General features: G+C 54.7%; 21 protein-coding genes. 19 read left to right on the top strand and 2 right to left on the bottom strand.

Going from position 1 to position 24,212, the window contains the following annotated elements; all coding sequences use genetic code 11:
- The first annotated feature begins 6 nt into the window (after positions 1 to 6).
- Both AO726_RS01165 and lpxO read left to right on the top strand, forming a co-directional pair.
- Complete coding sequence (locus tag AO726_RS01165; protein WP_058066216.1) at positions 7 to 576, top strand: DUF1285 domain-containing protein; 570 nt, start codon at positions 7 to 9, stop codon at positions 574 to 576.
- Positions 577 to 867: 291 nt separating this feature from the next.
- Positions 868 to 1,767, top strand: a complete 900-nt coding sequence (lpxO, locus tag AO726_RS01160; protein WP_058066215.1) for a lipid A hydroxylase LpxO — start codon at positions 868 to 870, stop codon at positions 1,765 to 1,767.
- Positions 1,768 to 1,844: 77 nt separating this feature from the next.
- Here the strand turns inward: lpxO and AO726_RS01155 are convergent, their stop codons facing one another.
- Complete coding sequence (locus AO726_RS01155) at positions 1,845 to 3,509, bottom strand: electron transfer flavoprotein-ubiquinone oxidoreductase (RefSeq protein WP_058066214.1); 1,665 nt, start codon at positions 3,507 to 3,509, stop codon at positions 1,845 to 1,847.
- 322 nt (positions 3,510 to 3,831) lie between these two features.
- Between AO726_RS01155 and AO726_RS01150 the strand changes: the two genes are divergently transcribed.
- From AO726_RS01150 to AO726_RS21085, 12 genes are all read left to right on the top strand, one after another.
- Positions 3,832 to 4,581 (top strand): electron transfer flavoprotein subunit beta/FixA family protein, encoded by a 750-nt coding sequence (locus AO726_RS01150; RefSeq protein ID WP_058066213.1) that lies wholly within the window; start codon positions 3,832 to 3,834, stop codon positions 4,579 to 4,581.
- On the top strand, positions 4,582 to 5,511 hold the full coding sequence (locus AO726_RS01145; protein WP_058066212.1) for an electron transfer flavoprotein subunit alpha/FixB family protein: 930 nt from the start codon (positions 4,582 to 4,584) through the stop codon (positions 5,509 to 5,511). It begins immediately after the preceding gene.
- A 175-nt stretch (positions 5,512 to 5,686) separates the two neighbouring features.
- Positions 5,687 to 6,394 carry an AzlC family ABC transporter permease gene (locus tag AO726_RS01140; protein WP_082629054.1) on the top strand — a complete coding sequence of 236 codons (708 nt, stop codon included), beginning with the start codon at positions 5,687 to 5,689 and terminating at the stop codon, positions 6,392 to 6,394.
- Positions 6,327 to 6,722, top strand: coding sequence for an AzlD domain-containing protein (locus AO726_RS01135; RefSeq protein WP_342633105.1), 396 nt, complete (start codon positions 6,327 to 6,329; stop codon positions 6,720 to 6,722). The genes AO726_RS01140 and AO726_RS01135 overlap by 68 nt, the downstream gene beginning before the upstream one ends.
- A 165-nt stretch (positions 6,723 to 6,887) precedes the next feature.
- Positions 6,888 to 7,715: a substrate-binding periplasmic protein gene (locus AO726_RS01130; protein ID WP_058066210.1), complete on the top strand. Its 828-nt coding sequence runs from the start codon at positions 6,888 to 6,890 to the stop codon at positions 7,713 to 7,715.
- Between the two features lie 9 nt (positions 7,716 to 7,724).
- Positions 7,725 to 8,084: a DUF4398 domain-containing protein gene (locus AO726_RS01125; protein WP_058066209.1), complete on the top strand. Its 360-nt coding sequence runs from the start codon at positions 7,725 to 7,727 to the stop codon at positions 8,082 to 8,084.
- A gap of 74 nt (positions 8,085 to 8,158) precedes the next feature.
- Positions 8,159 to 8,890: an OmpA family protein gene (locus tag AO726_RS01120; protein ID WP_446737402.1), complete on the top strand. Its 732-nt coding sequence runs from the start codon at positions 8,159 to 8,161 to the stop codon at positions 8,888 to 8,890.
- A gap of 151 nt (positions 8,891 to 9,041) precedes the next feature.
- Positions 9,042 to 10,481: an aminotransferase-like domain-containing protein gene (locus tag AO726_RS01115; protein ID WP_058066207.1), complete on the top strand. Its 1,440-nt coding sequence runs from the start codon at positions 9,042 to 9,044 to the stop codon at positions 10,479 to 10,481.
- A gap of 102 nt (positions 10,482 to 10,583) precedes the next feature.
- Positions 10,584 to 12,275 carry a vWA domain-containing protein gene (locus AO726_RS01110; protein ID WP_058066206.1) on the top strand — a complete coding sequence of 564 codons (1,692 nt, stop codon included), beginning with the start codon at positions 10,584 to 10,586 and terminating at the stop codon, positions 12,273 to 12,275.
- Positions 12,272 to 12,853: an RNA polymerase sigma factor gene (locus AO726_RS01105; RefSeq protein ID WP_058066205.1), complete on the top strand. Its 582-nt coding sequence runs from the start codon at positions 12,272 to 12,274 to the stop codon at positions 12,851 to 12,853. The genes AO726_RS01110 and AO726_RS01105 overlap by 4 nt, the downstream gene beginning before the upstream one ends.
- The gene (locus tag AO726_RS01100) at positions 12,850 to 13,548 is read left to right on the top strand and encodes a hypothetical protein (RefSeq protein ID WP_058066204.1); all 699 of its coding nucleotides are present in this window, start codon (positions 12,850 to 12,852) and stop codon (positions 13,546 to 13,548) included. Before AO726_RS01105 ends, AO726_RS01100 begins: the two co-directional genes overlap by 4 nt.
- Before the next feature lie 38 nt (positions 13,549 to 13,586).
- Positions 13,587 to 14,213: a hypothetical protein gene (locus tag AO726_RS21085; RefSeq protein ID WP_152987213.1), complete on the top strand. Its 627-nt coding sequence runs from the start codon at positions 13,587 to 13,589 to the stop codon at positions 14,211 to 14,213.
- A gap of 35 nt (positions 14,214 to 14,248) precedes the next feature.
- On the opposite strand, the gene AO726_RS01090 is transcribed toward AO726_RS21085, so the two are convergent.
- Positions 14,249 to 16,072: a long-chain-acyl-CoA synthetase gene (locus AO726_RS01090; protein WP_058066202.1), complete on the bottom strand. Its 1,824-nt coding sequence runs from the start codon at positions 16,070 to 16,072 to the stop codon at positions 14,249 to 14,251.
- Between the two features lie 205 nt (positions 16,073 to 16,277).
- On the opposite strand from AO726_RS01090, the gene AO726_RS01085 reads away from it, so the two are divergent.
- The 5 genes from AO726_RS01085 to AO726_RS01065 all read left to right on the top strand — a co-directional run bounded on the left by AO726_RS01085 (position 16,278) and on the right by AO726_RS01065 (position 24,197).
- A complete protein-coding gene (locus tag AO726_RS01085) occupies positions 16,278 to 18,788 on the top strand; it encodes a hypothetical protein (protein ID WP_152987212.1) in 2,511 nt (836 codons plus the stop codon).
- Between the two features lie 527 nt (positions 18,789 to 19,315).
- Positions 19,316 to 19,849, top strand: coding sequence for a fimbrial protein (locus AO726_RS01080; protein WP_058066200.1), 534 nt, complete (start codon positions 19,316 to 19,318; stop codon positions 19,847 to 19,849).
- A gap of 85 nt (positions 19,850 to 19,934) precedes the next feature.
- Positions 19,935 to 22,382, top strand: a complete 2,448-nt coding sequence (locus AO726_RS01075) for a fimbria/pilus outer membrane usher protein (protein ID WP_342633104.1) — start codon at positions 19,935 to 19,937, stop codon at positions 22,380 to 22,382.
- A gap of 16 nt (positions 22,383 to 22,398) precedes the next feature.
- The gene (locus tag AO726_RS01070; RefSeq protein ID WP_241492035.1) at positions 22,399 to 23,160 is read left to right on the top strand and encodes a fimbrial biogenesis chaperone; all 762 of its coding nucleotides are present in this window, start codon (positions 22,399 to 22,401) and stop codon (positions 23,158 to 23,160) included.
- Positions 23,157 to 24,197 (top strand): fimbrial protein, encoded by a 1,041-nt coding sequence (locus AO726_RS01065; protein WP_058066198.1) that lies wholly within the window; start codon positions 23,157 to 23,159, stop codon positions 24,195 to 24,197. The genes AO726_RS01070 and AO726_RS01065 overlap by 4 nt, the downstream gene beginning before the upstream one ends.
- Positions 24,198 to 24,212 lie beyond the last annotated feature (15 nt).

Below are 24,212 nucleotides of genomic sequence, written 5' to 3'. Positions count from 1 at the left end.
GGTGCGATGAGCGATACAGGTAAGGCCGGCGACCTGCTGAGCCAGATTCCCAAGGCGCAAGGCAAAGGTTTGCCGCCTGTACATTTGTGGAACCCCGATTTCTGCGGCGATATCGACATGCGTATCGCCCGTGACGGTACCTGGTATTACATGGGTACGCCCATTGGCCGCAAACCCATGGTTAAGCTGTTCTCCACGATTATTCGCCGCGACGGTGATGACTACTTTCTGGTGACGCCGGTAGAGAAGGTCGGAATCAAAGTTGATGACGCGCCTTTTGTCGCGGTGACGCTGCTGGTTGAAGGCGAGGGTGAGTCGCAGCTACTGCGGTTCACGACCAACGTGGATGATGAAGTGATCGCCGGCCCTGAACATCCGCTGCGCTTCGAGTTCGCCCCCGAAACGGAAGAGCCTGCTCCGTACCTGCACGTGCGAACCAATCTTGAGGCGCTGATTCATCGGAATGTGTTCTATCAATTGGTTGATCTGGCGGTTAGTCGTGACATTGACGGTCAGTCTTGGCTGGGGGTCTGGAGCGGCGGAGAGTTTTTCCCAATCGCGGTCGCGCCAGATTAAATTCATCTCAAGTGAATGATGGCTGATAACGGTGCATAACTACTTGCGCGATACGGCGGCTGATAATCTAATGGCTGCGGCCATTAGGTACGTCCGGAAATTACTCTGAGCAGGGGAGTGCAGAGTGATGATTTCAAAAGGTCTGGGCGATATATAAACCTAATTATCCGGCTGAGGTCATTAGTCAGTGCTGAGCATTGCAGGGCGGAGTAATGGGGGGTATAGCGTCCCAAACTCCAGCGTGCGGATCGCTCAGCGCTTTACTTCTTCCGTTTGATAGGCGTCATTCCCTTGAAAGTACTCATCGTCATTGTTTATCTGCTGTCCATTGCCTATGTGCATTTGCGCGGGCGTGTACGGCATAAACTGAGTCGCCAACTGACCGATCACTCCAGTTTTCTTGCCCCGGTAAATGCCTTTTTGTACCTGGTTTCCAGCAAACCCAGCCGACCGTTTCTGGACGTTGCCGAGTTTCCTGAACTTAAGGTCCTGCAGGATCACTGGGAAGAGATCCGCACAGAAGGCCAGGCCCTGCTGGCGGCAGGTGCCATCAAAAAGTCGGATCAGTATGATGACGTTGGTTTCAACTCCTTCTTCAAAACCGGCTGGAAGCGCTTCTATCTGAAGTGGTACGGAGATAATCACCCGTCCGCTATGAAGATGTGCCCGCGGACTACCGAGCTGGTTCAGAGCATCGGTTCGGTCAAGGCGGCGATGTTCGCTGAATTGCCGCCCGGCGCAAAGTTGGTGCGTCATCGTGATCCCTATGCCGGTTCCTACCGTTACCACTTGGGTTTGGAAACGCCAAACAGCCCTGAGTGCTATATCGATGTGGATGGCGAGCGCTATCACTGGCGCGATGGCGAAGCGGTGGTGTTTGATGAGACCTACATTCACTATGCAGAAAACACCACTGAGCAGAACCGGCTGATCCTGTTCTGTGATGTTGAACGTCCGCTTAAATATGGATGGGCCGCGGCATTTAACCGTTGGTTCAGCCGCACTGTGGTTGCAGCGGCGGGGGCGCCTAACGATGCCGGGGACAAAACCGGAGCGCTCAACCGGCTCTTTGGCAAAGTGTATGCGCTGCGCTTACGGGGCAAGGCGCTCAAAAAGCGCAACCGTATGCGTTATAACATCGAGAAGTGGGGCTTCTTTGGTGGTCTGTTGCTGATATTTATTTTGATCTGATAAGGCAGTAGGGCTTTAAACCAGTCCCAATAAAAAAGCTCCGTATCTTTCGATACGGAGCTTTTTGTTTTTACCCCTTACATGTTGGGGTAGTTAGGACCGCCGGTGCCCTCAGGCGCCACCCAGGTAATGTTCTGGGCTGGGTCTTTGATGTCGCAGGTTTTGCAGTGTACGCAGTTCTGCGAGTTGATCTGGAAGCGCTTGTCGCCATTTTCCTGAGTCACTACTTCGTACACGCCAGCCGGGCAGTAGCGCTGTGCTGGCTCGTCGTACAGCGGCAGGTTTTTGCTCAGCGGAATGCTCGCATCAGCCAGCTTCAGGTGACACGGTTGGTCCTCTTCATGGTTGGTGTTGGAGAGGAATACCGAGCTCAGTTTGTCGAAACTGAGTTTGCCGTCTGGTTTCGGATAGCTGATTTTCTGAGCCTGTGCAGCAGGCTTCAGGCAAGCGTAGTCCGGCTTGGTGTCACGCAGGGTGAAAGGAATCTTGCCGCCGAAGAAGTTTTGGTCCAGCCAGTTGAAGCCACCGCCAATGATTGCGCCAAACTTGTGGATGGCCGGGCCGAAGTTGCGGCTGGTGAACAGTTCTTCGTACAGCCAGCTGTTTTTAAAGCCATCAACATAGCCTGTCAGCTCGTCACGGCCTTCGCGGCCCGCGAACAGTGCATCAGCTACGGCTTCTGCAGCGAGCATGCCGGACTTCATGGCAGTGTGGCTGCCTTTGATCTTGGCAACGTTCATGGTGCCGAGGTCGCAACCGATCAGTGCGCCGCCCGGGAATACCTGCTTAGGCAGTGAGTTGAGGCCGCCCTTGGCCAGGGCGCGGGCACCGTAGGCAACGCGCTTGCCGCCTTCCAGGTACTGAGCAATCACCGGGTGATGCTTGTAACGCTGGAATTCATCAAACGGCGACAGGTGCGGGTTGGCATAGGACAAGTCGACGATCAGACCAACTACCACCTGGTTGTTTTCCAAGTGATACAGGAAAGAACCGCCAGTGTTATCAGTGCCCATGATGTCCATCGGCCAGCCGGCGGTGTGGACTACCAGGCCTTGCTCGTGCTTGGACGGGTCGATGTCCCAGATTTCCTTAATGCCGATGCCGTAATGCTGAGCGTCGGCTTCGCTGTCGAGCTTGAACTTCTTGATCAGCTGTTTGCCGATGTGGCCACGGCAACCTTCAGCGAACAGGGTGTACTTGGCGCGCAGTTCCATGCCAGGCGTGTAATAACCCTCTTTAGGGTTGCCTTCGTGGTCGACGCCCAAATCACCTGTCAGGATGCCGTATACAGCGCCGTTTTCATCAATCAGCGCCTCTTGAGCAGCAAAGCCCGGATAAATTTCTACACCCAGGTTTTCAGCCTGCTGGGCCAGCCAGCGGCATAGGTTGCCCAGGGAAATAATGTAGTTACCTTCGTTGTGCATGGTCTTCGGAACGAAGAAATCCGGCACTTTGGTGGCGCTTTCGGCGTTTTTCAGGACATAAATGTCATCGCGCTTAACCGGCGTGTTGAGCGGTGCGCCGAGCTCTTTCCAGTCTGGAAACAGTTCACTCAGTGCACGCGGTTCAAAAACGGCACCGGAAAGGATGTGTGCACCCACCTCAGAGCCTTTTTCGACCACGCATACACTGATATCTTTACCCGCTTCGGCGGCTTTCTGCTTCAGTCGGCAAGCGGCGGACAGTCCGGACGGGCCGGCGCCGACGATGACGACGTCAAACTCCATAAATTCGCGTTCCACAGGCAATCTCCTGGTCAGGGCTCTCTAGTTTTAATGTGTGGTCAGGGGCAATCCTTGAACACTGGCGGCGCATTATATCTACACGCTCCTCAGCGTCCAATACAAACGTTTGTTTGAATTTTCTGTAGGGCTGTTAGAATCTTACTACACCGCCGATGACTAGGCTGTTTGCGGTATTGACCAGTCACGGTCCGGAGGTCAAGATACGGGCGGTTTTTGTGTCTGCCATCCATGTGGTTGACTCCCGGTCCCGGCCGGTTTGCGTCCCCGCCATGTTCGCTTCTGGCGACATCCATATTCACCGGAGAGTAACGAGGAATCCATGAAGGTTCTTGTAGCTGTCAAACGAGTGGTCGACTACAACGTCAAAGTTCGTGTAAAAGCGGACAACAGCGGTGTCGATCTCGCTAACGTCAAGATGTCGATGAACCCTTTCTGCGAAATCGCTGTTGAAGAAGCTGTACGCCTGAAAGAAAAGGGTGTTGCGAGCGAAATCGTTGTCGTCACCATCGGCCCGTCCACTGCTCAAGAGCAGCTGCGTACTGCTTTGGCTCTGGGCGCTGATCGCTCCATTCTGGTTGAGTCCAATGAGGAGCTTAACTCTCTGGCGGTGGCTAAGTTGCTGAAAGCCGTTGTCGATAAAGAACAGCCTCAGCTGGTTATCCTCGGTAAGCAGGCCATCGACAGCGATAACAATCAAACTGGCCAGATGCTCGGCGCACTGACTGGTTTTGCTCAGGGTACTTTCGCTTCTAAAGTCGAAGTTGCTGGTGACAAAGTTAACGTGACCCGCGAAATCGACGGCGGTCTGCAGACTGTTGCGCTGAACCTGCCTGCGATCGTGACCACTGACCTGCGTCTGAACGAGCCGCGTTACGCGTCTCTGCCAAACATCATGAAGGCCAAGAAAAAGCCGCTGGAAACCGTCACTCCGGCTGACCTGGGTGTTTCCACCGCCTCTACCGTCAAGACCCTGAAAGTTGAAGCTCCGGCTGCCCGCAGCGCTGGCATCAAGGTCAAGTCTGTAGCTGAACTGGTCGAGAAACTGAAGAACGAAGCGAAGGTAATCTAAATGGCTATCTTGGTTGTTGCAGAACACACTAACGCTGCGCTGGCTCCTGTCACTCTGAACACTGTGACTGCTGCCCAGAAGATCGGCGGTGATGTACACGTACTGGTTGCTGGCGCAGGTTGCGGCGCGGCTGCTGAAGCTGCTGCAAAAATCGCTGGCGTTGCCAAGGTGCTGGTTGCTGACAACGCGGCTTTCGCTAATCAGCTGCCAGAAAACGTAGCACCGCTGGTTGCTGAGCTGGGCGCTGGCTACAGCCACATCCTGGCTGCTGCTACCAGCAACGGCAAAAACATCCTGCCGCGCGTAGCCGCTCAGCTGGACGTGGACCAGATCTCTGAAATCATCGCTGTTGAAAGCGCTGACACCTTCAAGCGTCCGATCTATGCCGGTAACGCTATTGCTACTGTGCAGTCTTCCGCTGCCATCAAAGTGATCACCGTTCGTGGTACTGGCTTTGATGCCGCTGCTGCTGAAGGCGGTAGCGCTGCTGTTGAAGCTGTGTCCGTTGGTGGCGACGCTGGCAAATCGGCTTTCGTTGGCGAAGAGCTGGCCAAGTCTGACCGTCCTGAACTGACTGCCGCCAAAATCGTCGTTTCCGGCGGCCGCGGCATGCAGAACGGCGACAACTTCAAGCACCTGTACTCCCTGGCTGACAAGCTGGGTGCTGCTGTGGGCGCTTCCCGCGCCGCGGTTGACGCAGGCTTTGTACCGAACGACATGCAGGTTGGTCAGACCGGTAAGATCGTTGCTCCGCAGCTGTACATCGCGGTGGGCATCTCCGGTGCGATCCAGCACTTGGCTGGTATGAAAGACTCGAAAGTGATCGTTGCGATCAACAAAGACGAAGAAGCGCCTATCTTCCAGGTTGCTGACTACGGTCTGGTTGCTGATCTGTTCGAAGCCGTACCTGAGCTGGAAAAACTGGTTTAATTCAGTTTGCAGCTTAAAAAAACCCGCTCTCTGAGCGGGTTTTTTGTGTCGGAATTTTAATGCTTGGGTGAAGTTAGTGTTGTAAGTGGTTGGGTAAATGGAGTTGAGTTGAGGCTTGGCTAAATGTGCGCAAGGCGCTCTATTAGGAGTCCCGAATGAGAAGAGGGTGCAGTTCATGCAGGTGATGCGTTCCAAGCTGCGCATGGTGGGTGCAGGTCTCGTTGACAGTTTGTCTATTGCGGCCGGTTATTTGCCGATTGCCTTCTCGTTTGGAGTGGCTGCTGTTCAGGCAGGCCTGCCACCATCTATCGCCGTGCTGGTGTCTTTTCTGGTCTATGCCGGTGCCAGCCAATTTCTGCTGATTTCGCTTCTCGCTTCCGGGGCTGGGATGTGGACTGCACTACCGACGGTGATGCTGATGAATGCGCGGCATGTCCTTTACGGGCCAGCGCTGGTTCCGGGGTTATCCGCCCCACCACAGGTGCGCAGCCCGTTGCAGTCTTTCGGGCTGACCGATGAAGTCTTCGCTACAGCTATGAGCAAGATGCCGTCGGTTGCGCCTGCTGCCCGTGAGTATTGGTTGCTAGGGCTGCAGGTCGGAGCGTATGTAGCCTGGGTCGGCGGCACACTGATAGGGGTAGTGCTGGTGGGCGAGGTCAGTCAGTGGCCTGATGCGGTGCGCGATGGCCTGGCCTTTGTACTGCCTGCGCTGTTCTGTGCGCTGCTGCTGGAAACCGGAGTGCGCCGCTGGTGGTTGCCGATTGGAGTAGCTGCAGTCACTGCAGCGCTGCTGGGTTTGTATCTCGCGAATTACAATGCATTGGTTCTGGCTATTCTGGCAGGTGCGTTGGCCCATGCTGTTTGGGGGAAGGCCGATGCTTGAAATGTTCTGGATAATACTTGCCTGTGGTATTGGCACTTTTTTGCTGCGCTGGTTGCCCTTTAGGCATGCCCGCCGCCAGCACAGATCGGAGTCAGTGGCATCCAATCGTATGGGGCGCTGGTTGGCAGGTGTTGGCCCGGCTGCGATAAGTGCGTTGTTGATGGTGTCTGTCTGGGGTGTGATTGCGCCTGCATTTGCACCGTCACAGTTGTCACGTACTGCGCTGGCTCTGGCGGTTGTGGTGTTGGTACGTTTAGTTGCCCGTGGCGGTGTGGCCCTGCCGACGTTGTGTGGAGCGCTGGTGTATGGAGTATTAGGCGCTTTATGAATAAGTTATCTACTTCTGACCACCGTCAATTTCTTATCTGCCCGATATCTTTATTGTGCGCGCAACCGTGGAGGTGATAGCACGGCAGTAACATGAGCTAGTATTTCAAGGTAGTCGTTCGCGAGTGTATAAGCCGAACTTGCATTTTTATTCCGGGAATAACCGATGCTAAAACGTGGTTGGCGTAAATCCGTTGCAGTTGTGTTGGGGCTCTTGCTTGTGCCAGTGGTTTCTTATGGCGCGGGAAAGTGTGAGCGCCTGGTTGCCACTGGCAATCCGGAATATCCGCCGTATTTATGGCGCGACCCGCAGAATCCGCAGCAACTCATTGGTGCTAACGCTGACCTGCTTAAGTACATCGGTAAAGAACTCGAACTGAACATTGATGTCATTTATACCGGCCCTTGGTCGCGGGCTCAGGATGAAGTTCGCATGGGGCGTGTTGACTTAATCGCCGGTGCCTTTCTCACCAAACCGCGTCTGGCGGTTATGGATTACATCCATCCGGCGTTTTACACCACGGCTAATGTGGTCTGGGTGAACCGGGGGGCGGAGTTTCCGTATGCCAGCTGGGAAGACTTGAAAGGACGTACGGGTGACACGCTGGTCAACAACAGCTTTGGTCAGGAATTCGATGCTTACGCGAAGAGCAACCTGACGCTGGAGGGAGTATCCAGTCTGACTCAGGCGTTTAAGAAGCTACTGCTCGGACGTACCGATTATGTGTTGTATGAGCGCTACCCTGGCCAGGCGCTGGCAGACAGTGAAGGGTTTGGGGAGAACTTGCTGGTGCTGGACCCGCCGATCTCCAGCGAAGGGCTCTATCTGACGCTGTCCCACAATTCAGCCTGTAATGATGCCTGGCTCAGGGGTAAGCTTGCGCAGAAAATGACAGAGGCCATGGATAAAGGCGTGCCGGCGCGTTTGCTGGAAAACAACCTGAAACTATGGAAAGAGCAACAGCTACCCAGCCCGGATGAGGCTAAAGAGTAGGGAATTTGAGTGAGTTACCGTCATCTTTGCGTTGCGCTGCTGCCGCTGATTTTTGCTGGCTGTGCATCTACCGATCCAGAACCTGTTGAACAAATCCGTCTGACAGAGCAGGCGATCAGCCAAGCCAAATCGCTGGGCGTTAGTCCAGACGACTCCACCAATTTGCGTCAGGCCGAAGAGAAGTTTTCCCTGGCTCAGGCTGCAGTGACGGAGGGGGCTTTCAAAGAGGCCCGTACTTACGCGGAGCAGGCCGAACTGGATGCGCGCCTGGCTGAAGCAGAGCACCTGACCGCCAAGAGCAAGCAACAGCTGACCGAGTTGCGCAATGGCATTACACGCTTGCGTAAGCAGCTTGGGGGCTTGCAATGAGAGTTTCGTTATTTGCCTTGGCTGTGTTGACTGGATCTGCCGTGCTCAGTGGCTGTGCCAGCAGTCCCCAGAGCATGGCTGAGTTGCAGCAGGCACAGGAGGCGTATGAGCGTCTTAGTGGTGATGCAGATGTACTGCGCAGCGCGCCCAAGGATCTGATCCGTGCTGGCGAGTCGCTGGCCCGCGCTGAGCGCCTGAGTAACTATTGGGGCAGCTCTGACGATGTCGCCCACTATGCATACTTGAGCCGGCAGTATTCGGCGATTGCCGAGCAAAAGAGCCAGTTGAACCTTAATCAGGAGCAGGCTGCCAGGCTTGAACTGGATGAACAGCGCCTGCGTCTGGCAGTCCGCGAGGCCCGGTTTTTGAATGTGCAGGATCAGGGCAGCTGGCTTGAGGAGCAGATTGCAAGTCTGGCTTCGAACGAGGCTGAGCGTGGTCTGGTGATGACGTTGGGCGATGTGCTGTTCGATACCGGTCACGCTGATTTGCACATTGCGGCTAACCGCGCAGTTCTGAAGCTGGTGCAGTATCTGCAGCTCAATCCGCGCCGGGTGGTGCGGATTGAGGGCTACACCGATAACACTGGTGCCGAGGAGGACAATCTGCGCTTGTCCAAAGCGCGAGCTCAGGCGGTGGCGGATGTGATGGTTGAGCTGGGCATCGATTCCAAGCGCATCGAGGTGCAGGGATACGGTGAAAGCTTTCCGGTTGCTGTGAATGCCTCAGAAAAAGGCCGTGCCCAGAATCGCCGTGTGGAAGTGGTGATCTCGGATGAGAACGGCAAGCTGGGCCTGATGCGCTGACTTGCTCCGCGCGGCTATGTAAGCCCCGCCTTGTGCGGGGCTTTTTATTTTTAGGTGCAGTTTCTGTACTGGCGACAAAAAAATAAACTGTGCCGGTTCAGTCGTGTCAACTGCCTATACTGTAACGGTTCAGTTAGCGGGAGGCGGGGTTATGACGAGTTTGTTGCTGTATCAGCGTATTGCTCAACAACTGGCGGATGATATCCGTCGTGGTGTTTATCAGCCCGGAGAGCGTGTGCCTTCGGTGCGTAAGATGAGCACGCAGTTGAATGTGAGCCATGCAACCGTCCTGCAAGCCTACGCTAACCTCGAAGATCAGGGCCTGATTCGGGCTCGCCCGCAGTCGGGCTTTTATGTTCACCAGAGCCCGGCGTTGACGGCTGCTACACCGGATATTGCCCGGGTGGAACGACCTGGCCTGGTGACTCGCGGCAGCATCATTAACCAAGTGCTGTCAGAGTCCCGGCGCGATGGTGTGTTTCCGCTGGGGGCGGCAGTGCCACATGTGGAGTACCTGCCGGTTCGCGCGTTGAGCCAGCAGCTGGCTAAGGTCACGCGTTTTCAGACAGCCCGTGCCTTCGGCTATATGTTCAGTCCTGGTTATGAGTTGTTGCGCCGCCAGGTTGCCATTCGCATGCGAGATGCCGGGGTTGTGGTGGACCCGTCTGAAGTGGTGATTACCCACGGTTGTGTGGATGCTGTGCACATGAGCCTGCGGGTACTGACTCGTCCTGGTGACTTGATTGCAGTGGAGTCGCCGACCTATTACGGCCTGTTACAGGTAGCTGACCTGTTGGGGCTGAAAGTTATTGAGATTCCCAGTGACCCGGCCACCGGCATCAGCCTTGAGGCCTTGCAGTTGGCGGCCAATCAGTGGCCTATCCGAGCGTTGGTGTTGACTACGCGACTGAGTAATCCGCTGGGAAGCACGATGCCGGAAGAGCGGCAGCGGCACCTGCTCAGGCTGGCAGAGAGCTATGACTTCCAGGTGATTGAGGATGATATTTACGGCGAGCTGATGTTTGAGCAGGGCACGACCCGGGCTCTGAAGGCTCTGGACCGTGATGCCCGCGTGGTCTACTGCTCCAGCTTCTCCAAAACATTGTCACCAGGTGTTCGGATTGGCTGGGTTGTGGCTGGACGGCATCAAGAAGAGATCGAGCGTTTACAGACCTTCACCACTTATTCGGCGTGCAGCGTGACGCAGATGGCCGTGGCGGCCTATCTGGAAAACGGTGGATATGACCGGCATTTGCGAACTATCCGGCAGGAGTACCGCAGAAACCTCAACCTGTTCCAGTTGGCGGTGCAGCAGTACTTCCCGGAAGGCACGCAGATCAGTCGCCCTAAAGGTGGTTTTATCCTCTGGGTCAGTCTGCCTGCACGTGTGAATACCAAAGACATTCATCTGCAGGCCCTGAAACAGGGGATAAGCATTGCGCCGGGGCTGATCTTCAGTAACACCGAGCAGTTCAACCACTGTATTCGGCTTAACTGCGGGGTGCCGTGGAACCGCGAGAGTGAGCGGGCGGTGATGACTTTGGGTTTACTGGCTACTCAACTGTGTCAGGCCGAGATGGAAAGCGCCTGAGCATCTGCTGTCGGGGAATTCCCCGGCAGCGCTTAACCCGTATTAGCTTGTCTCTGCGTCTACCTGAGCGAATGGTTTATCACTCGTATCAGGAGACGCCTCATGTCTTACCCTAATTCGGTATTCCGACCGCTGTTAGCCGGCTTTGCTGTACCGCTCGCTCTAACGCTTTCGGCCTGTAACTCCAGCACTCAGGAACAGCAAGCTGATCAAGTCAGTAAGGCTGAGGTGAGCCGAAATCTGGGGATCGAGAAAGCCAGCCGCGCTCACCATCCGGTGATGCCTATGCCCGTCGCTGCCTACGCTGCTATGCCTATGCCGGACATGCAGATGGAGCGAGCTTATCGCGAGCCAAGCCGGGAGCAGTATCAGAAGCAGGATGACAATCCAGTGCATTCTGTGGCGCAGAGCCCGGTTTCTACCTTCAGTATCGATGTCGATACCGGCAGCTATTCCAACGTACGTCGCTTCCTCAACCAGGGGCAATTACCGCCCAAGGATGCTGTACGACTGGAAGAAATGGTCAATTATTTCCCTTATGACTACCCGCTGCCGAGAGGGGATGTTCCGTTCGGTATTCAGACGGATCTGGCCACAAACCCTTGGAATGCTCAAAGTCGCTTGCTGCGTATAGCGATCAAGGCGTCGGATGTGCAGACAGCAGAGTTGCCGCCAGCCAATTTGGTGTTTCTTGTAGATGTTTCTGGCTCGATGGACCGTAAAGAAGGGCTGCCACTGGTGCAGTCGACCTTGAAACTGTTGGTGGATCAACTGCGGCCGGAGGACAAAGTATCGCTGGTGACTTATGCCGGGTCGTCTCAGGTTGTACTGGAACCCACGTCGGGAAAGGACAAGGCGAAGATTCGAGAAGCCATCGATCAGTTGATCGCCAGTGGCTCCACGGCAGGTGAGTCAGGGATTCAGTTGGCCTATAAGCAGGCAGAACAAGGCTTCATTAAAAATGGTATCAACCGAATCCTTTTAGCCACTGACGGTGACTTCAATGTTGGTGTCAGTGACTTCGATGCACTAAAAGACCTGGCTGCTGAGAAGCGCAAAACGGGCGTTTCTCTGACAACACTCGGTTTTGGTACGGACAACTACAACGAGCGCTTGATGGAGCAGTTGGCCGATGCCGGAGACGGTAACTATGCCTACATCGACAACTTGCGTGAGGCCCGCAAGGTGTTGGTCGAGCAGCTCAGTTCAACCCTGGCGACGGTGGCCAGTGATGTGAAGATTCAGGTGGAGTTCAATCCGGCTGAGGTCAGTGAATATCGTCTGCTGGGCTATGAAAACCGTGCACTCAAGCGTGAGGATTTTAGTAATGACAAAGTGGATGCCGGTGAGATTGGAGCAGGGCATACGGTTACAGCGTTGTATGAAGTGATTCCCCGCGGCAACAAAGGCTGGTTGGAGCCTCTGCGTTACCAAAATGCAGATAAGCCCAACGGCAAAGCCGGTGAAATGGCCTGGTTGCGGATTCGCTACAAGCCCGTAGGCCAGAGCAACAGCAAGCTACTCGAACAGCCGATTGCCGCAGCTGATGTGAAGCCGATTGAGCAAGCCAGCGACGACCTGCGTTTTGCTGCTGCGGTGTCAGCATTTGCCCAGCAGCTCAAAGGTTCAACTTACATGGGAGATTTCACTATGGCGGATAGTGTGGAGCTGGCGCGCAAGGCCAAGGGGGAGGATCACTTTGGCTTGCGGGCAGAGTTCGTCCAGTTGGCAGAACTGGCCCGCAGCCTGCAAACTGAGAACTCCCGTTCCACGCCTGCACGAGTGCAACAGTGAATCAGCCCCTCATGGAAGATGATGTCGCCTTGTTGCGACGCTACCGCCGCGGTGATGCCGCGGCTTTTACCCAGTTATATGAACGACACCGGCTTGGCTTGTTTCGCTTCATCTTGGGCTTGTGTGGCGATCAGGTTCTGGCCGAAGAGGTATTTCAGGACACCTGGATGAGCCTGATCCGTACTCAGAGTGATCAGCGCGAATCGGTGCTGTTCAAAACCTGGTTGTTTCAGATCGCCCGTAACCGCCTGATTGACCACTGGCGTAAGAACGGTCGGCACCAGGCTGGGCATGATGAGTACGATGAAACTCAACATGCCCAGCCCGACCCGCAGCCAAGTCCTGAGCAGCAGCTCAACCTGAGCAGAGACCAACAGCGTTTACAGGCTGCGCTGGCAGACTTACCTGAGGAGCAGCGGGAGGTCTTCTTGCTGCGTGCCCACGGTGATCTGGAATTATCTGATATCGCGGAGTTGACTCAGACTCCCGCGGAGACGGTAAAGAGCCGTTTACGCTATGCAATGCAGAAGTTACGTCGGTTGCTGGCTGATCCTGCGGCCGAGGAGTTGTCCCTATGAAGCACCAACCACCCATGACTCCTGAGCAAGAGCGGCAGATGCTGGAGCACTTCCGTACACACGCGCAGGGTGAGCCAAGTGCCGCACTGGATGCACGGATTCTTGCCGCTGCCCGTGCAGCAATAGAGCAGCGTGTCGCCGTGGAAAAAGAACGCAGCCTTGCCGCACGTATTAAGGCTTGGTTATTTGCTGGTCGCGGCCAGCAGCGCTGGTCACTGGCGCTGGCGGGGGTGGCCTGCCTGGGGGTCGCAGTCAGTCTGACTTGGCGTCAGTTTGAGCCCGCATCAGCAACCTATGATGCTGTTCCTGCTTCGGCCGTGATGCCAGCTGCTGCGCGACAAGCACCGATACATGCGCCACTGCAAATGGCTGCACCTGCACCGGAAATGCGTGCCAGAGTGGCCAAGCCTGATGCCGTTTTCGCTGAGAGTTTTAAGCAGGAGCGACTGAGTGAAGTAAGCCCGCAGCACTATTCGGCAGCGGCAGCTGGTGCTCCGGTTGCGCCGGTTGCTTCAGCAGATGAGGCCCAGATGACTGATCTTGATGCTGCTGTTATGGAGCAGTTGAAGGAGTTGCTGCAATTACGTGAAGACGGAAAGTCCAGCGAGGCTGAGGTGCTTAAGCAAAAAATTCAGCGCGAAAACCCGGATCTGGATATTGAAGTCCAGCTGCATGAGTTGCAGAAGTCCAAATAGATAGCACTTCTGACATATCGGTAATTGAGGTTGCCGATATGTCTGCACTTTTAAATTGGCAGGGTGGACAAAACCCGCTTGCCAGTGCGGGTTGCAGAGGCCAGCATAGCGCTTCTTCATCGTTATCTATTAATACTATGTCTCTACTATTTCGCCGTATCGGGCTTCTGACTGTGGTTCTGTTTTTGGCCGCTTGTGATAAGCCGAGCGACAAGTCGCCCGCAGAGCTAACGCCGCCCGCTGATAGTCACCAATCTCATTCTGCTCAACCGGCAGAGCCTGCATCCCAGGCAGTGGTTGAGCCAGATCAACCTGATTCGCCGGTACAACTTGCTCCAGCAACTGAAAATGCCATTGAGCCTAAACAGGCCAATGCTGCAAATAAGCCTACGTTCAAACCGCAGAGTCGGAGTGTTACCAGCAAGGACTCTGTAGAGCACGAGCCGCTTAATCTGAGCCTGAATCCAAATGTGTTCGATCCGCTCAAGCCATATGATCAGGACGACACTCAACCGGAAAAACTGTTGCCGCCCTTATTTGAGGAAAAGCCTGCACCTGAAAGCCCTTTCCAGCTTAATGGCAAGCTGATTACCAATGACAACATTCAGGGCGATTACTGGGACAGCGTTGAGGGCGCACAGCTGAATTTCGAGTTCAAACAGTAGAATCGCCCGGGCACCAATCTTCCGCCGGAGCAGTGTCAGAAACGATAACAACGCTCCGTAACTGCTTCATAAATGGCGGGTCTTATGGCTGTAAGCTGCTTGTCGCCGGGCAGCCTGGTCCATAGGGGATCTGTGACCTTGGATGGGTCGTAGGCTTCGCTCTTAAGATCTGCCTTTTTGTATTTGAAGGTACCCGTCGTTTCAACTGTTTGAAGCTGACGGTAGAAGACTGGCACTGCGTAGGCTGGCAACTCTGCATCAAGGTAGGCGAGCAGGGCGTTACCGTCGAGTTCGATGCCTACGCTCATGCGAATCGCAGCCATGCCGCAGCGACCGTTTGTGCCGGGGATTTCCACGCCGTACACCACCGCATCTTCAACACCGGGAAAACTGCCGATGACGTTTTCCACTTCAGTGGTGGAGACGTTTTCGCCGCGCCAGCGGAAGGTATCGCCCAAGCGGTCTACGAACTGAGCATGCTTGCAGCCGATGTTGCGCATCAGGTCGCCAGTGTTGAACCAAGCGTCCCCCTTTTTGAACACGTTGCGCAGGATGGCCGCTTCGCTCTTGCTTGGGTCGGTGTAGCCGTCAAAAGGCCATTTGGGGCTGATCTCACTTATCAGCAGGCCCGCTTCACCTTTCGGAGCTTCAATCATGTAGCCCTTGCGGTTGCGCAGTGGACAGTCATTTTCCAGGTCGTAGCGCACGATGCTGAACGTAGCCGTAGTGAAACCTACGGTGTTGTCGAAATTGAATACGTTGGTGAAGCCGATGTTGCCTTCGCTGGATGCGTAGAACTCGGTGATCTGATCAATCCCGAAGCGTGACTTGAATTCATTCCAAATGCTCGGGCGCAGGCCGTTACCAATCATGCAGCGCAGGCTGTTGTTGTGTTCTTCCGGGCAGGGTGGCTGGTTGAGCAGGTAGCGGCACAGCTCGCCGATATAGCCGAAGCAGGTGGCGTTGTAGCGCTTAACATCGGGCCAAAAGGCCGATGTGGAGAATTTACGGCGCAGGGCAATAGCGGCGCCACCGGCCAGCACGGCGGACCAGCAGACTGTCACGGCGTTGTTGTGATAGCAGGGCAGGGTCAGGTACAGCACATCCTGATTGTTCAGGGTGAGCCCGGAGTGGCCAAAGCCTCCGTAGGATTTGATCCACTTGCCGTGACTCATGATTGAGGCTTTGGGCAAGCCTGTGGTGCCGGAGGTGTAGATCAGAAAGCAGGGGTCTTTCATCCTGACCTGAGCTGCGTCTGGTGGGGTTTCCGAAGATTGGTTGTGCGTCAGCCTGATCAGGTTGATGCAATGTGGCGGCTCTTGTCCGGGGCCAGCCAGGCAATCCTGATCGGCAACCCAGTAAGGATTTAGTGCGGTGTTCAGATTCGGTCTGACTTCATCGTAGGCGGGTAACAGCTCCTCGCCGATCACAACAAATGTCGGCTCTACCAGATTCAGACTGTGGGCCAGCACCTTGCCGCGTTGGGTGGTGTTGATCAGTGCACTGACAGCGCCCAGTTTGCTTAGCCCGGCCAGAATCGCCAGCAACTCCAGACGGTTCTCCAGCATGACAGCCACCACGCTGCCATGGCCTACACCTTCAGCTTTAAAGGCCCAGGCCAGGCGATTGGTCCACGCGTTGAACTGGCCGTAGCTCAGGCAGCGGGTCTCATCCATCAGCGCCGGGCGCTGACCGTGAAGGCGTGCAGCGCGGTCAAGGGCCCAAGCTAATGACAGCTTCTTCTCCCGGTTGCGGATGGCGGTGTAGTACAGCCCTTGCAGCATGCGCGGTGTTTGATGAAAGCGATGGGGCAGGCGAGCAAGAAAACGCAGGGGTGTAATCAGGTCGTTCTGGTTCATGGGCCCGGTCATGTATCGTCAGCGTAGAGTCATCGACTCTAGTGCAAGCGGGTGGGGGAGACTATGACTGTGGCGCGGGGGCGGGCAGTCAGTTGGGCAAATACCGGTGAAGTGAATGACCTCGCCGGGCTGGTCTTTAGATAGGCGTGCACCCAGTTGGGGCGAGTCAGTACACTAGCTTCTTGTTCGTGCAGCGGGGATGGCCATGTTCAAACGTCTGAACAGAAAAAACCAAGCAAAGCCGCCGAAGAAGCGCTCCTTCTTTGCCGCCATCGACCGCGCGATTTGGCTGCTCTTTCGCATGTTCGGGCCGATGGTTGCGGCCGCCATCCTGACTCCGCATTTCTCCGTTGTGTTGTTGGTGGTGACTGCGCTGTTGTGCTGGTTAAGCGCACGCTTGGGCCTGCTGAAAATCGCCAAAAGCATTAGCTGGAGTCTGACCGGTGTGGTGTTGGGCACGGCGTTCTCGTTCTTCTACTGGCTCCCATTCTGGTTAGGGGGACCTCTGGGCGTGCTGATGCTTCTCGGGGGGCTGGCAGGGCAGGCGGCGTTTGAACGCAAGCTGGGGATCGCCGATTTAACGGCGACGGATGGCGAGCAAGAACCGCCCGCTTCAACTGGTAGCGCCTGGCAGGACAGCCCCGTGCTTACCCCCGAAGGGGAACCGCTGCGCTGTCTCGGTGCTGCAGAGATAGGAATGGGTGGGCCGCTTGTTGCCAGCTATCTGTTCCCTGATGGAGTGCTGTTGAGCGGGATCGGCACGTCCATGCGTTTTTCTGCGGACGGGCGCTACTTTGTGGCCCCGCTGCCCAGCCGTTCTGGTTGGGGCTTGCTGGTGCTGGATCGGCACACGCGTACGGTTTATCGGCATTCGCACATAAGCGGCTTCTGGGAGATCGATGACGTCACTGAGACGGAAGTGATAGGCCGTAACAGCCCACTCACAGACAACCAGCCTGCCCGGATCACGCTGCAGGCGTTGCTTCAACCTGAACTGGCGGTGCTGCTGGAGCCCGTATATGACCTGTGGTTGGAGCCAGGTGGTGAGTGGGACAGTGCAGCGGCCAAACGCTACATGCCGGCTCCTGTGGGTGAGCGTGTTGTCACCGCAGAGCGTTATATACCTGATGCTCTGAAGAACCTGGACGACCCGCTGCAACCTCTGAACTATCCGGTGTACCGCTTGCAGGTGGAAGGCCAGGACAGTGATTTGCTGATTGCTCAGGATGAGCCGGTGATATGGCGGCCCGATGGCCAGGCCTTTGTCTGTCGGGCCAAACAGCTGGACTCTCAGGAGCAGTGGGCCAACGACTATTGGTTGTGGCGCAGCGGAGATGGCTGGCGGTTGTTGCCGCAACCGACTGAGTTCCGAGCAGATGAGCCGGTGGTGTGTTTGGGCGTGGCGGCTGCATTAACGGCTGATGCATTGATCATCAGTGGGCAGTTTGATTTTCCTGAGGTCAACGCCTGGGGTTATGGCCATTACCTGCAGCACACGCTCAGTGATATCGAAACCGTTTGTGGCTATGACCCGCAGGGGCGTGTGATGCTCAGGCCAAGCCATTGCAGCGAAATTCAGTACGTGCTGCCGCTGGCTGAGGGTGCAAAGCAGCAGACGGTGCGTTCAGCGTTGCTGCAAAACGGCGAGAGGGCTGAATTCGTATGGCAGGAAAATGATCAGGCCAACCGCGTGGCGGCCTACTGTTGCTGTATCGGTGACTGGGCGCTGGCAGGGCTTTGGCTACTGGATCACCGGGTTTCTGATTGTGGCCGTTACATTGCGCTGGTGGCCTTTGCTGATGCGCCCGCAGTCGCGCACCGGCTGGTTGTGGCAGATGTTGTTGAGCGCACACTGATACCCCTGCAGCAAGGGATTCTATTCACGCGCCTGGTGGATTTCCGAGGCGGTGAGCTGAGCTTGTATCGGGTCTTGGGGCGATTGAGTGAGGGCGATCTGTACAACCCGTTGCGGCGTTACGACCAACTGCCGCCAGAGCCCGAGCAGGCTGCATCCTTTATTCACCAGCAAACCGACGCGCGTCTGTATTACGAGCAGCTTATTCTGCAGTTGCGGGACGGCCACCTAAGGCCCGTGCCGGGCTGGCGAGTCGTGTCGCGTCCGCAAGTGGCCAATGCCGCCGGTGATTTTGTTTTGCCCTCACCATCTCGGCGAGATGCTGCATGGCTGTTTGGCGCTGAAACCGAATATCGCGACAACTATCCTCGTGAGCACTCGCCCCGAGGTGGCGGCTGCCTGCTCACGGCGTCTGGCATCGGCATGAGCGACATCAGCCCCGCGATGATCTGGTCTGAGGATGGTCGCTATCTGGCTGCCTGCCGTTATGTTCCGCGCATGGCGTGTGAGGAACGGAGTGATACTGATCAGTGGCAACTGATCCTGATCGATACCCATGAGCGCAACTGGCGCTACCGACCTGAGCCTGTCGGGTGTATGCCGGTGTTTACGGCTTTTGATCGTGAAGCTGTCCACGTGCAGGTGTTCGCCCACGACACCGAAATCGAAGGCGATCAGGGCCGAGTCTGTGTGATTAGCCTGGCTGAATTACTCAGGATTCAACCGGAGTCATTACATCCGGTCGGCCCGCTTTGGCTGCCCAGGCACGAGGCGGGGCGCAGCGGCCAATGGTTGGGAGTGGATCGTTCTCACCTACAAGGCCTGTGTCACCACCAAGTAGAGACTGCACTCGGGGAGTGAGTGCAGTCGTTTACCTGTCTCGCAGGCAGCCCTTCGGTATTGCGCCAATTACCCTCGTTAAATAATGTCGAGGGTAATGGCGTAGATATATGTCGCATACAGAAAAGCTGAATATGTGTATAGGTTTAGTTTCGCATTATTGAAGTTAGATTTTTTGGGAAATGTAACATTAGATTTTTGGGAGTGATCTTGCGGTTTGTGCATGCTTTCTTTGGTAATTAGCTGTCTGTGTGTGATTTTTCTTAATGTATATTTTGTTTTTCTTTTATGTAAGGAAATCCCTACTGGCCGTTAGGGTAGTCCTTGCATACGTAGAATCCCTCCTGATTTATTGTTTCATTACTTCGCTGGGTTGATTGATCCTAGGTTAATGATCTTTCACTTATATCGCTATGCCGATTGCTTGAGTAATCGGTGCATGTGACGAATTGCTAATTCGGTAATTTGTCAATATATCGGTTAAGTATGTTTTCTCTGGGGAGCCTGGTTTGAAGTGTGACCGATAATTAAATTATGAGAGACCGTTCATGAAAAAGATTTTTGTAGCTGCCACTGCCACTGTTGTTCTGGGTATGTCCTCCCTTGCCTTTTCCGCAACTCCAAGCAGCGGTAACCCTGGCACTGTTCGCTTCATCGGTGAAATCGTCTCCGGTGCATGCGGTATTGATGCTGGCAGCATGGATCAGACTGTTTCCCTGGGGCAGGTTCCGGCTAGCCAGTTCAAGGCTGTTGGCGATCGTTCCAGCCCGAACAAGTTCGACATCGTTCTGACTGAGTGCGATACCAGCACCCAGAAAAATGCTCGCTTCACCTTCTCTGGCGTTCAGGACCCAGCTTCTCCAGCTCTGTTCGCTACTACTGGTCTGGCTGAAAACGTTGCTATCCGCCTGCAGGCCAGCGCTGGTGAGATGCTGGAAAACGGTAAAGAGCAGGTTGCTCCGGTTGTTCTGCAAGACGGTAACAACACTATCAGCTTCGGTGCTATGTACGAATCGACTGCAGCTACCGTTACTCCTGGTGAAGCTGACAGCGTTGTCAACTTTACCGTTGCTTACAACTAAGTCGCACTAGCCGATAAGTTGTAAATGAAAGGGGCGCGACTGCCCCTTTCTTCTTGTTAAATTCCTATATAAAAAGGTGGATCTAGTGATCCGTCGCGGATGTTTTTTTCTTTGTGTGCTGGGGTTGGCTACGTCTTCTGTTGAGGCGTTAGAGTTTAACTCTGAGTTTCTTAATATCGATAGTGATACTGGCGTGAGTTTGGAGAAGTTTGCTCGTGGTCAGTATGTGGTTCCGGGTGTTTATCTGCTTGACATAGTTGTTAATCAGAGAAGCTATGGGAGTGAGTCGATAGAATTTATAACTAGCGGAGAAGGGGTTGAAACTTATCCGTGTCTGCGTTCGGACTTAATAAAGAAGTTTGGTCTTAAGCCAAGTGTTTTGCAGTCACTGCCATATCATGCCGGAACTGAATGCGTTAGTTTGGATGCGATTGATAATTCCAAAGTTAACTATCAGGCGGGATTGGCGCGACTTTCAATTAGCCTGCCCCAAGTGTCGTTTGAATACGACGATCCCAGCTACATGCCGCCTGCTGCCTGGAGTGACGGGATCAATGGCGCGATTCTGGACTACCGGGTAATCGCCAACCACCGGCATGCTACCGGTGGGGGTTCCAATGGTGAGTCTAATTCCCTGCAGAGTTACGGCACTGCCGGACTTAACATCGATGCCTGGCGGATTCGGGCTGATTACCAGGCACAGAAAGAAAGCGGCAGTTACAGCAGCACGTTCAATGATAAGACCTTACAGTTCAACCGCTTTTACGCGTACCGGGCGTTACCTTCAATACGTTCAAAGTTCTCCGTGGGAGAGGACTACCTGAACTCGGACATCTTCGACACCTTTGCTTTAAAGGGCGCAACACTCAGTAGTGACGAGCGTATGTTGCCGCTTAGGCTCCGCGGTTATGCGCCGTTGATCAGTGGCCTGGCGCAAACCAACGCGACAGTTACGGTTTCCCAAGAAGGGCGCGTGCTGTACTCCACCACGGTCACGCCAGGTCAGTTCAGCATTCAGGACCTGGATAGTAGTGTTCAGGGCTTATTGGATGTAACGGTCAAGGAAGAAGATGGCACTGAGCAGAATTTCACGGTAGCCACCGCGACCGTACCTTTTCTCGCCCGTGAAGATGAGCTGCGTTACAAGATTTCAGCTGGCCGCCCCAGGCTCACGGGTGGCGGTATTGAGCCTAACTTCATCAGTTCGGAACTCGCCTATGGCCTGCCTATGGAGGTAACGCTGTATGGCGGTGTGCTGGCGGCTGATGATTACTTATCCAGCGCTTTTGGTATCGGTAAGGATCTCGGCAGTCTGGGCGCGCTGTCTGTGGATGTGACCAATGCCCGGGCGAAGTTGTACTGGAGTGATGAGGTCACGGAAGGTAATTCCTACCGGATTAACTATTCCAAGCGATTTGATTCAATTGGCACTGATCTGCGCTTTCTGGGGTATCGCTTCTCGGAAAAATCATTCACCAACTTCTCGCAGTTTGTTGGCGCGCCTAACTCCTATTCCATGAACTCGGGGAAGCAGCGGTATTCCATTACCTTGGCCAAGAACTTCCCATGGATGTCGGCCAGTTTTTCCTATGACCATTCCACCTATTGGGATGCGCCGACAAACAATCGCTTTGGCCTGACCCTGGCTCGGCGTTTTTCAATCGCAGGGTTGCATAACCTGAACGTGCATCTGTCCGCCTATCAGACCCGCAACACATTAAATGATGACACTCAGATTTACCTCGGACTCAGCCTTCCACTGGGTAATGGTGCGGTGGTCTCGAGCACTTTGCAGCACACAGGCTCCGGTGATCCGGGGGCAACAATGGGCTATAGCTATGACGATGGCCAGGGCATCAACTACCAGGTTTACGGCGCGGTGGGTGAGCAGCGCAGTGCCAGCGCTAACGTAAGCAAGCGTACGGCCTCTTACCGGGCGAATGCCTCGGCCACCACAGATGGCAGTACCTATCGTTCAGTCACTGCGAGCGTCAACAGCTCACTCGTGCTGACTTCTCATGGTTTGGTGTCCCACGCCAATGGTTCAAACGGCGATACCCGCTTGCTGGCTTCAACCGATGGTGTCGAAGGGGTGGCATTCGCCGGTCTTGCACGCACCAACAGCAAAGGGCATGTGGTGGTTGATGGGGTGCCGTCCTTCCAAGCCTATGAAGCCCGCGTGAATGTCAATGAGCTGCCACTCGATGTAGAGGTGGCCAACCCAATTCAACGCATGACGCTCACTGAGGGGGCGATTGGCCACGTCAATTTTGCCGCCGGCCGTGGTTATAACGCCTTCATCGAGGTTACTCAGGATGGTGGTGACTTCGTGCCGTTTGGTGCATCGGTTCAAGACACTGCTACCAATCGGGAAGTTGGCATTGTCGGTGAGCAGGGGGTGACCTACCTGCTGGGTGTTAAGGCAGGTGCAGATCTGATTGTGCGTTGGGGCGATGGCCAGAGCTGCAAGCTGGCCGAACTACCGGAAGGTGGAATTGTTACCAACGTAGCCAAACCGGTGCGTTGCCAATAAGCACACCGGCTTACCAATGTTTGATGTTTGGAGAATTCATATGTTTTGTTTGCTAAATCGCCGCCTTATTCAGCGCATTAGCTTGGCGGCCAGTCTGTGTGTGCCCTTGTTGGTTCAGGCGGCGGTTTCTCCGGACCGTACTCGTATCATCTATGACGAAGCGGCTAAGTCTGTAGGCGTTACCCTGAACAACAGAAGTGCTGAACTACCGTTTGTAGTGCAGTCATGGATTGAAAATGAAAGCGGCGAGAAAATCACCAGCCCCTTTATGGTTCTACCTCCACTGCAGCGTATTGAGGCTAATGAAAGCTCCCTGTTACGCATCGTTAAATTACCTGAAGCGGAACTGCCGAAAGATCGTGAGTCGGTCTTCTATTTGAATGTGCGTGAAATTCCGCCTAAGAGCGGGGCCGTCAATACGATTCAAATTGCCCTGCAATCGAAGATCAAATTGTTCTATCGCCCCGCAGCCGTAAAGCGTGAGCGTGGTGGGGATTTAGCTGAGGGCCTACAAATCAAACTCGACTCAGCCGCTAAAAAACTAACGATTGAAAACCCGACCGCGTTTCATATCACCGTAGTAGGGCTTCTGGCTGGTGCAGAAAAAACCAGTATGCCGATCGAAACAGTGATGATCGAACCTTTCGGCAGCGCCCAATTCCCCATGAGCCAGACCGGCTTTAAAGAACTGTTTGTGTCCAACATGAATGATTACGGTGGTCAGGCAGATACACATTTCAGTTGCAGCGCTCTTGAGTGCAAGGCTGCGCAGCCATGAAGCCCAGGGACACCTCCAATAGCCACTTCTGGTCAATGCTTGGGCTGTTTGCACTGTTGCTTTCGTTCTCCGTTCCGTCATGGGCTTTGCATTGCAAGTCAATCACAGGCGACTCTTATCTGACTGAGGATATTGGCCCGGTATCAGTGCCCGCGACGGTCCCTGATGGCACCATTATTTGGCGATCACGCACACACACGGTTCCAGCCGAATGCTGGAAACACCCTGATTCATATCCTGGTGAAGACGATCCCATCTATTTCTACGGAAACCCTTCGGGCATTTATTCCCCTGCCTGGGGGATTGAGTTTGGTCTGGTCTACAAAGGCCGAACAAACTGGGATGGCGACTGGAGTTCGTATCCTTCTGACGGTGTCTATACCGGTTATACCTCACACGCCTGCCCATGGACGGTTACCTATCCGGCGATGAAGCAATGCACTTTGGTGCGGGCCAATATTACGTTTCAGGTCGTGATTCGTAAGCGCGGATTGGAACCACTGAAAACACCGACTCAAGATACGTACGACGTTTTCCAGTTAGATGGGAAGTATGGTTTGTATGATGGCCCGTCAAACCCACACGGAAACTTCCGTTACCAACTGCGGGGTTTGCAAAATATTACCGGCACAGACTGCGTCGTTGATGTTACGGCTAAACCGGAACCGGGAACTGTCAACTTCGGAACGGTGCAAACCACCACCACAGGTTTTTCACCGCCAGCACCAACCAGAAGTTTCACTCTGGAGTTAAACAAGGTTTGCGAAACTGCCATCAATATTGGTGCGACCTTTGTGACGTCTTATAAAGACGGCGATTACATGATGTTGCCGGCAGCAAACAGCAAGTTCGGTATACAAATCCGGGATCAACTGAACAACCTGGTTCCATTTAACGAGCCTTTCCCTTTGGCCAAGTTTGAACCGAACCAGCCGCAAATTATCGTCCCATTTACAGCAACAATGGTGCCGATAGCAGCAGATATTGAGGAGGGACCATTTGAAGCAATGATGGTGGTCCAGGTGGTTTACTACTGAGTCATTGCCCGCTTG

The sequence above is a fragment of the Pseudomonas sp. TTU2014-080ASC genome (assembly GCF_001446935.1).
In the GTDB taxonomy this organism is placed as follows: Bacteria; Pseudomonadota; Gammaproteobacteria; order Pseudomonadales; family Pseudomonadaceae; genus Aquipseudomonas.
Note: the sequence above shows the minus strand (reverse complement) of the source record. Positions and strands in the feature narration are given on the sequence as shown.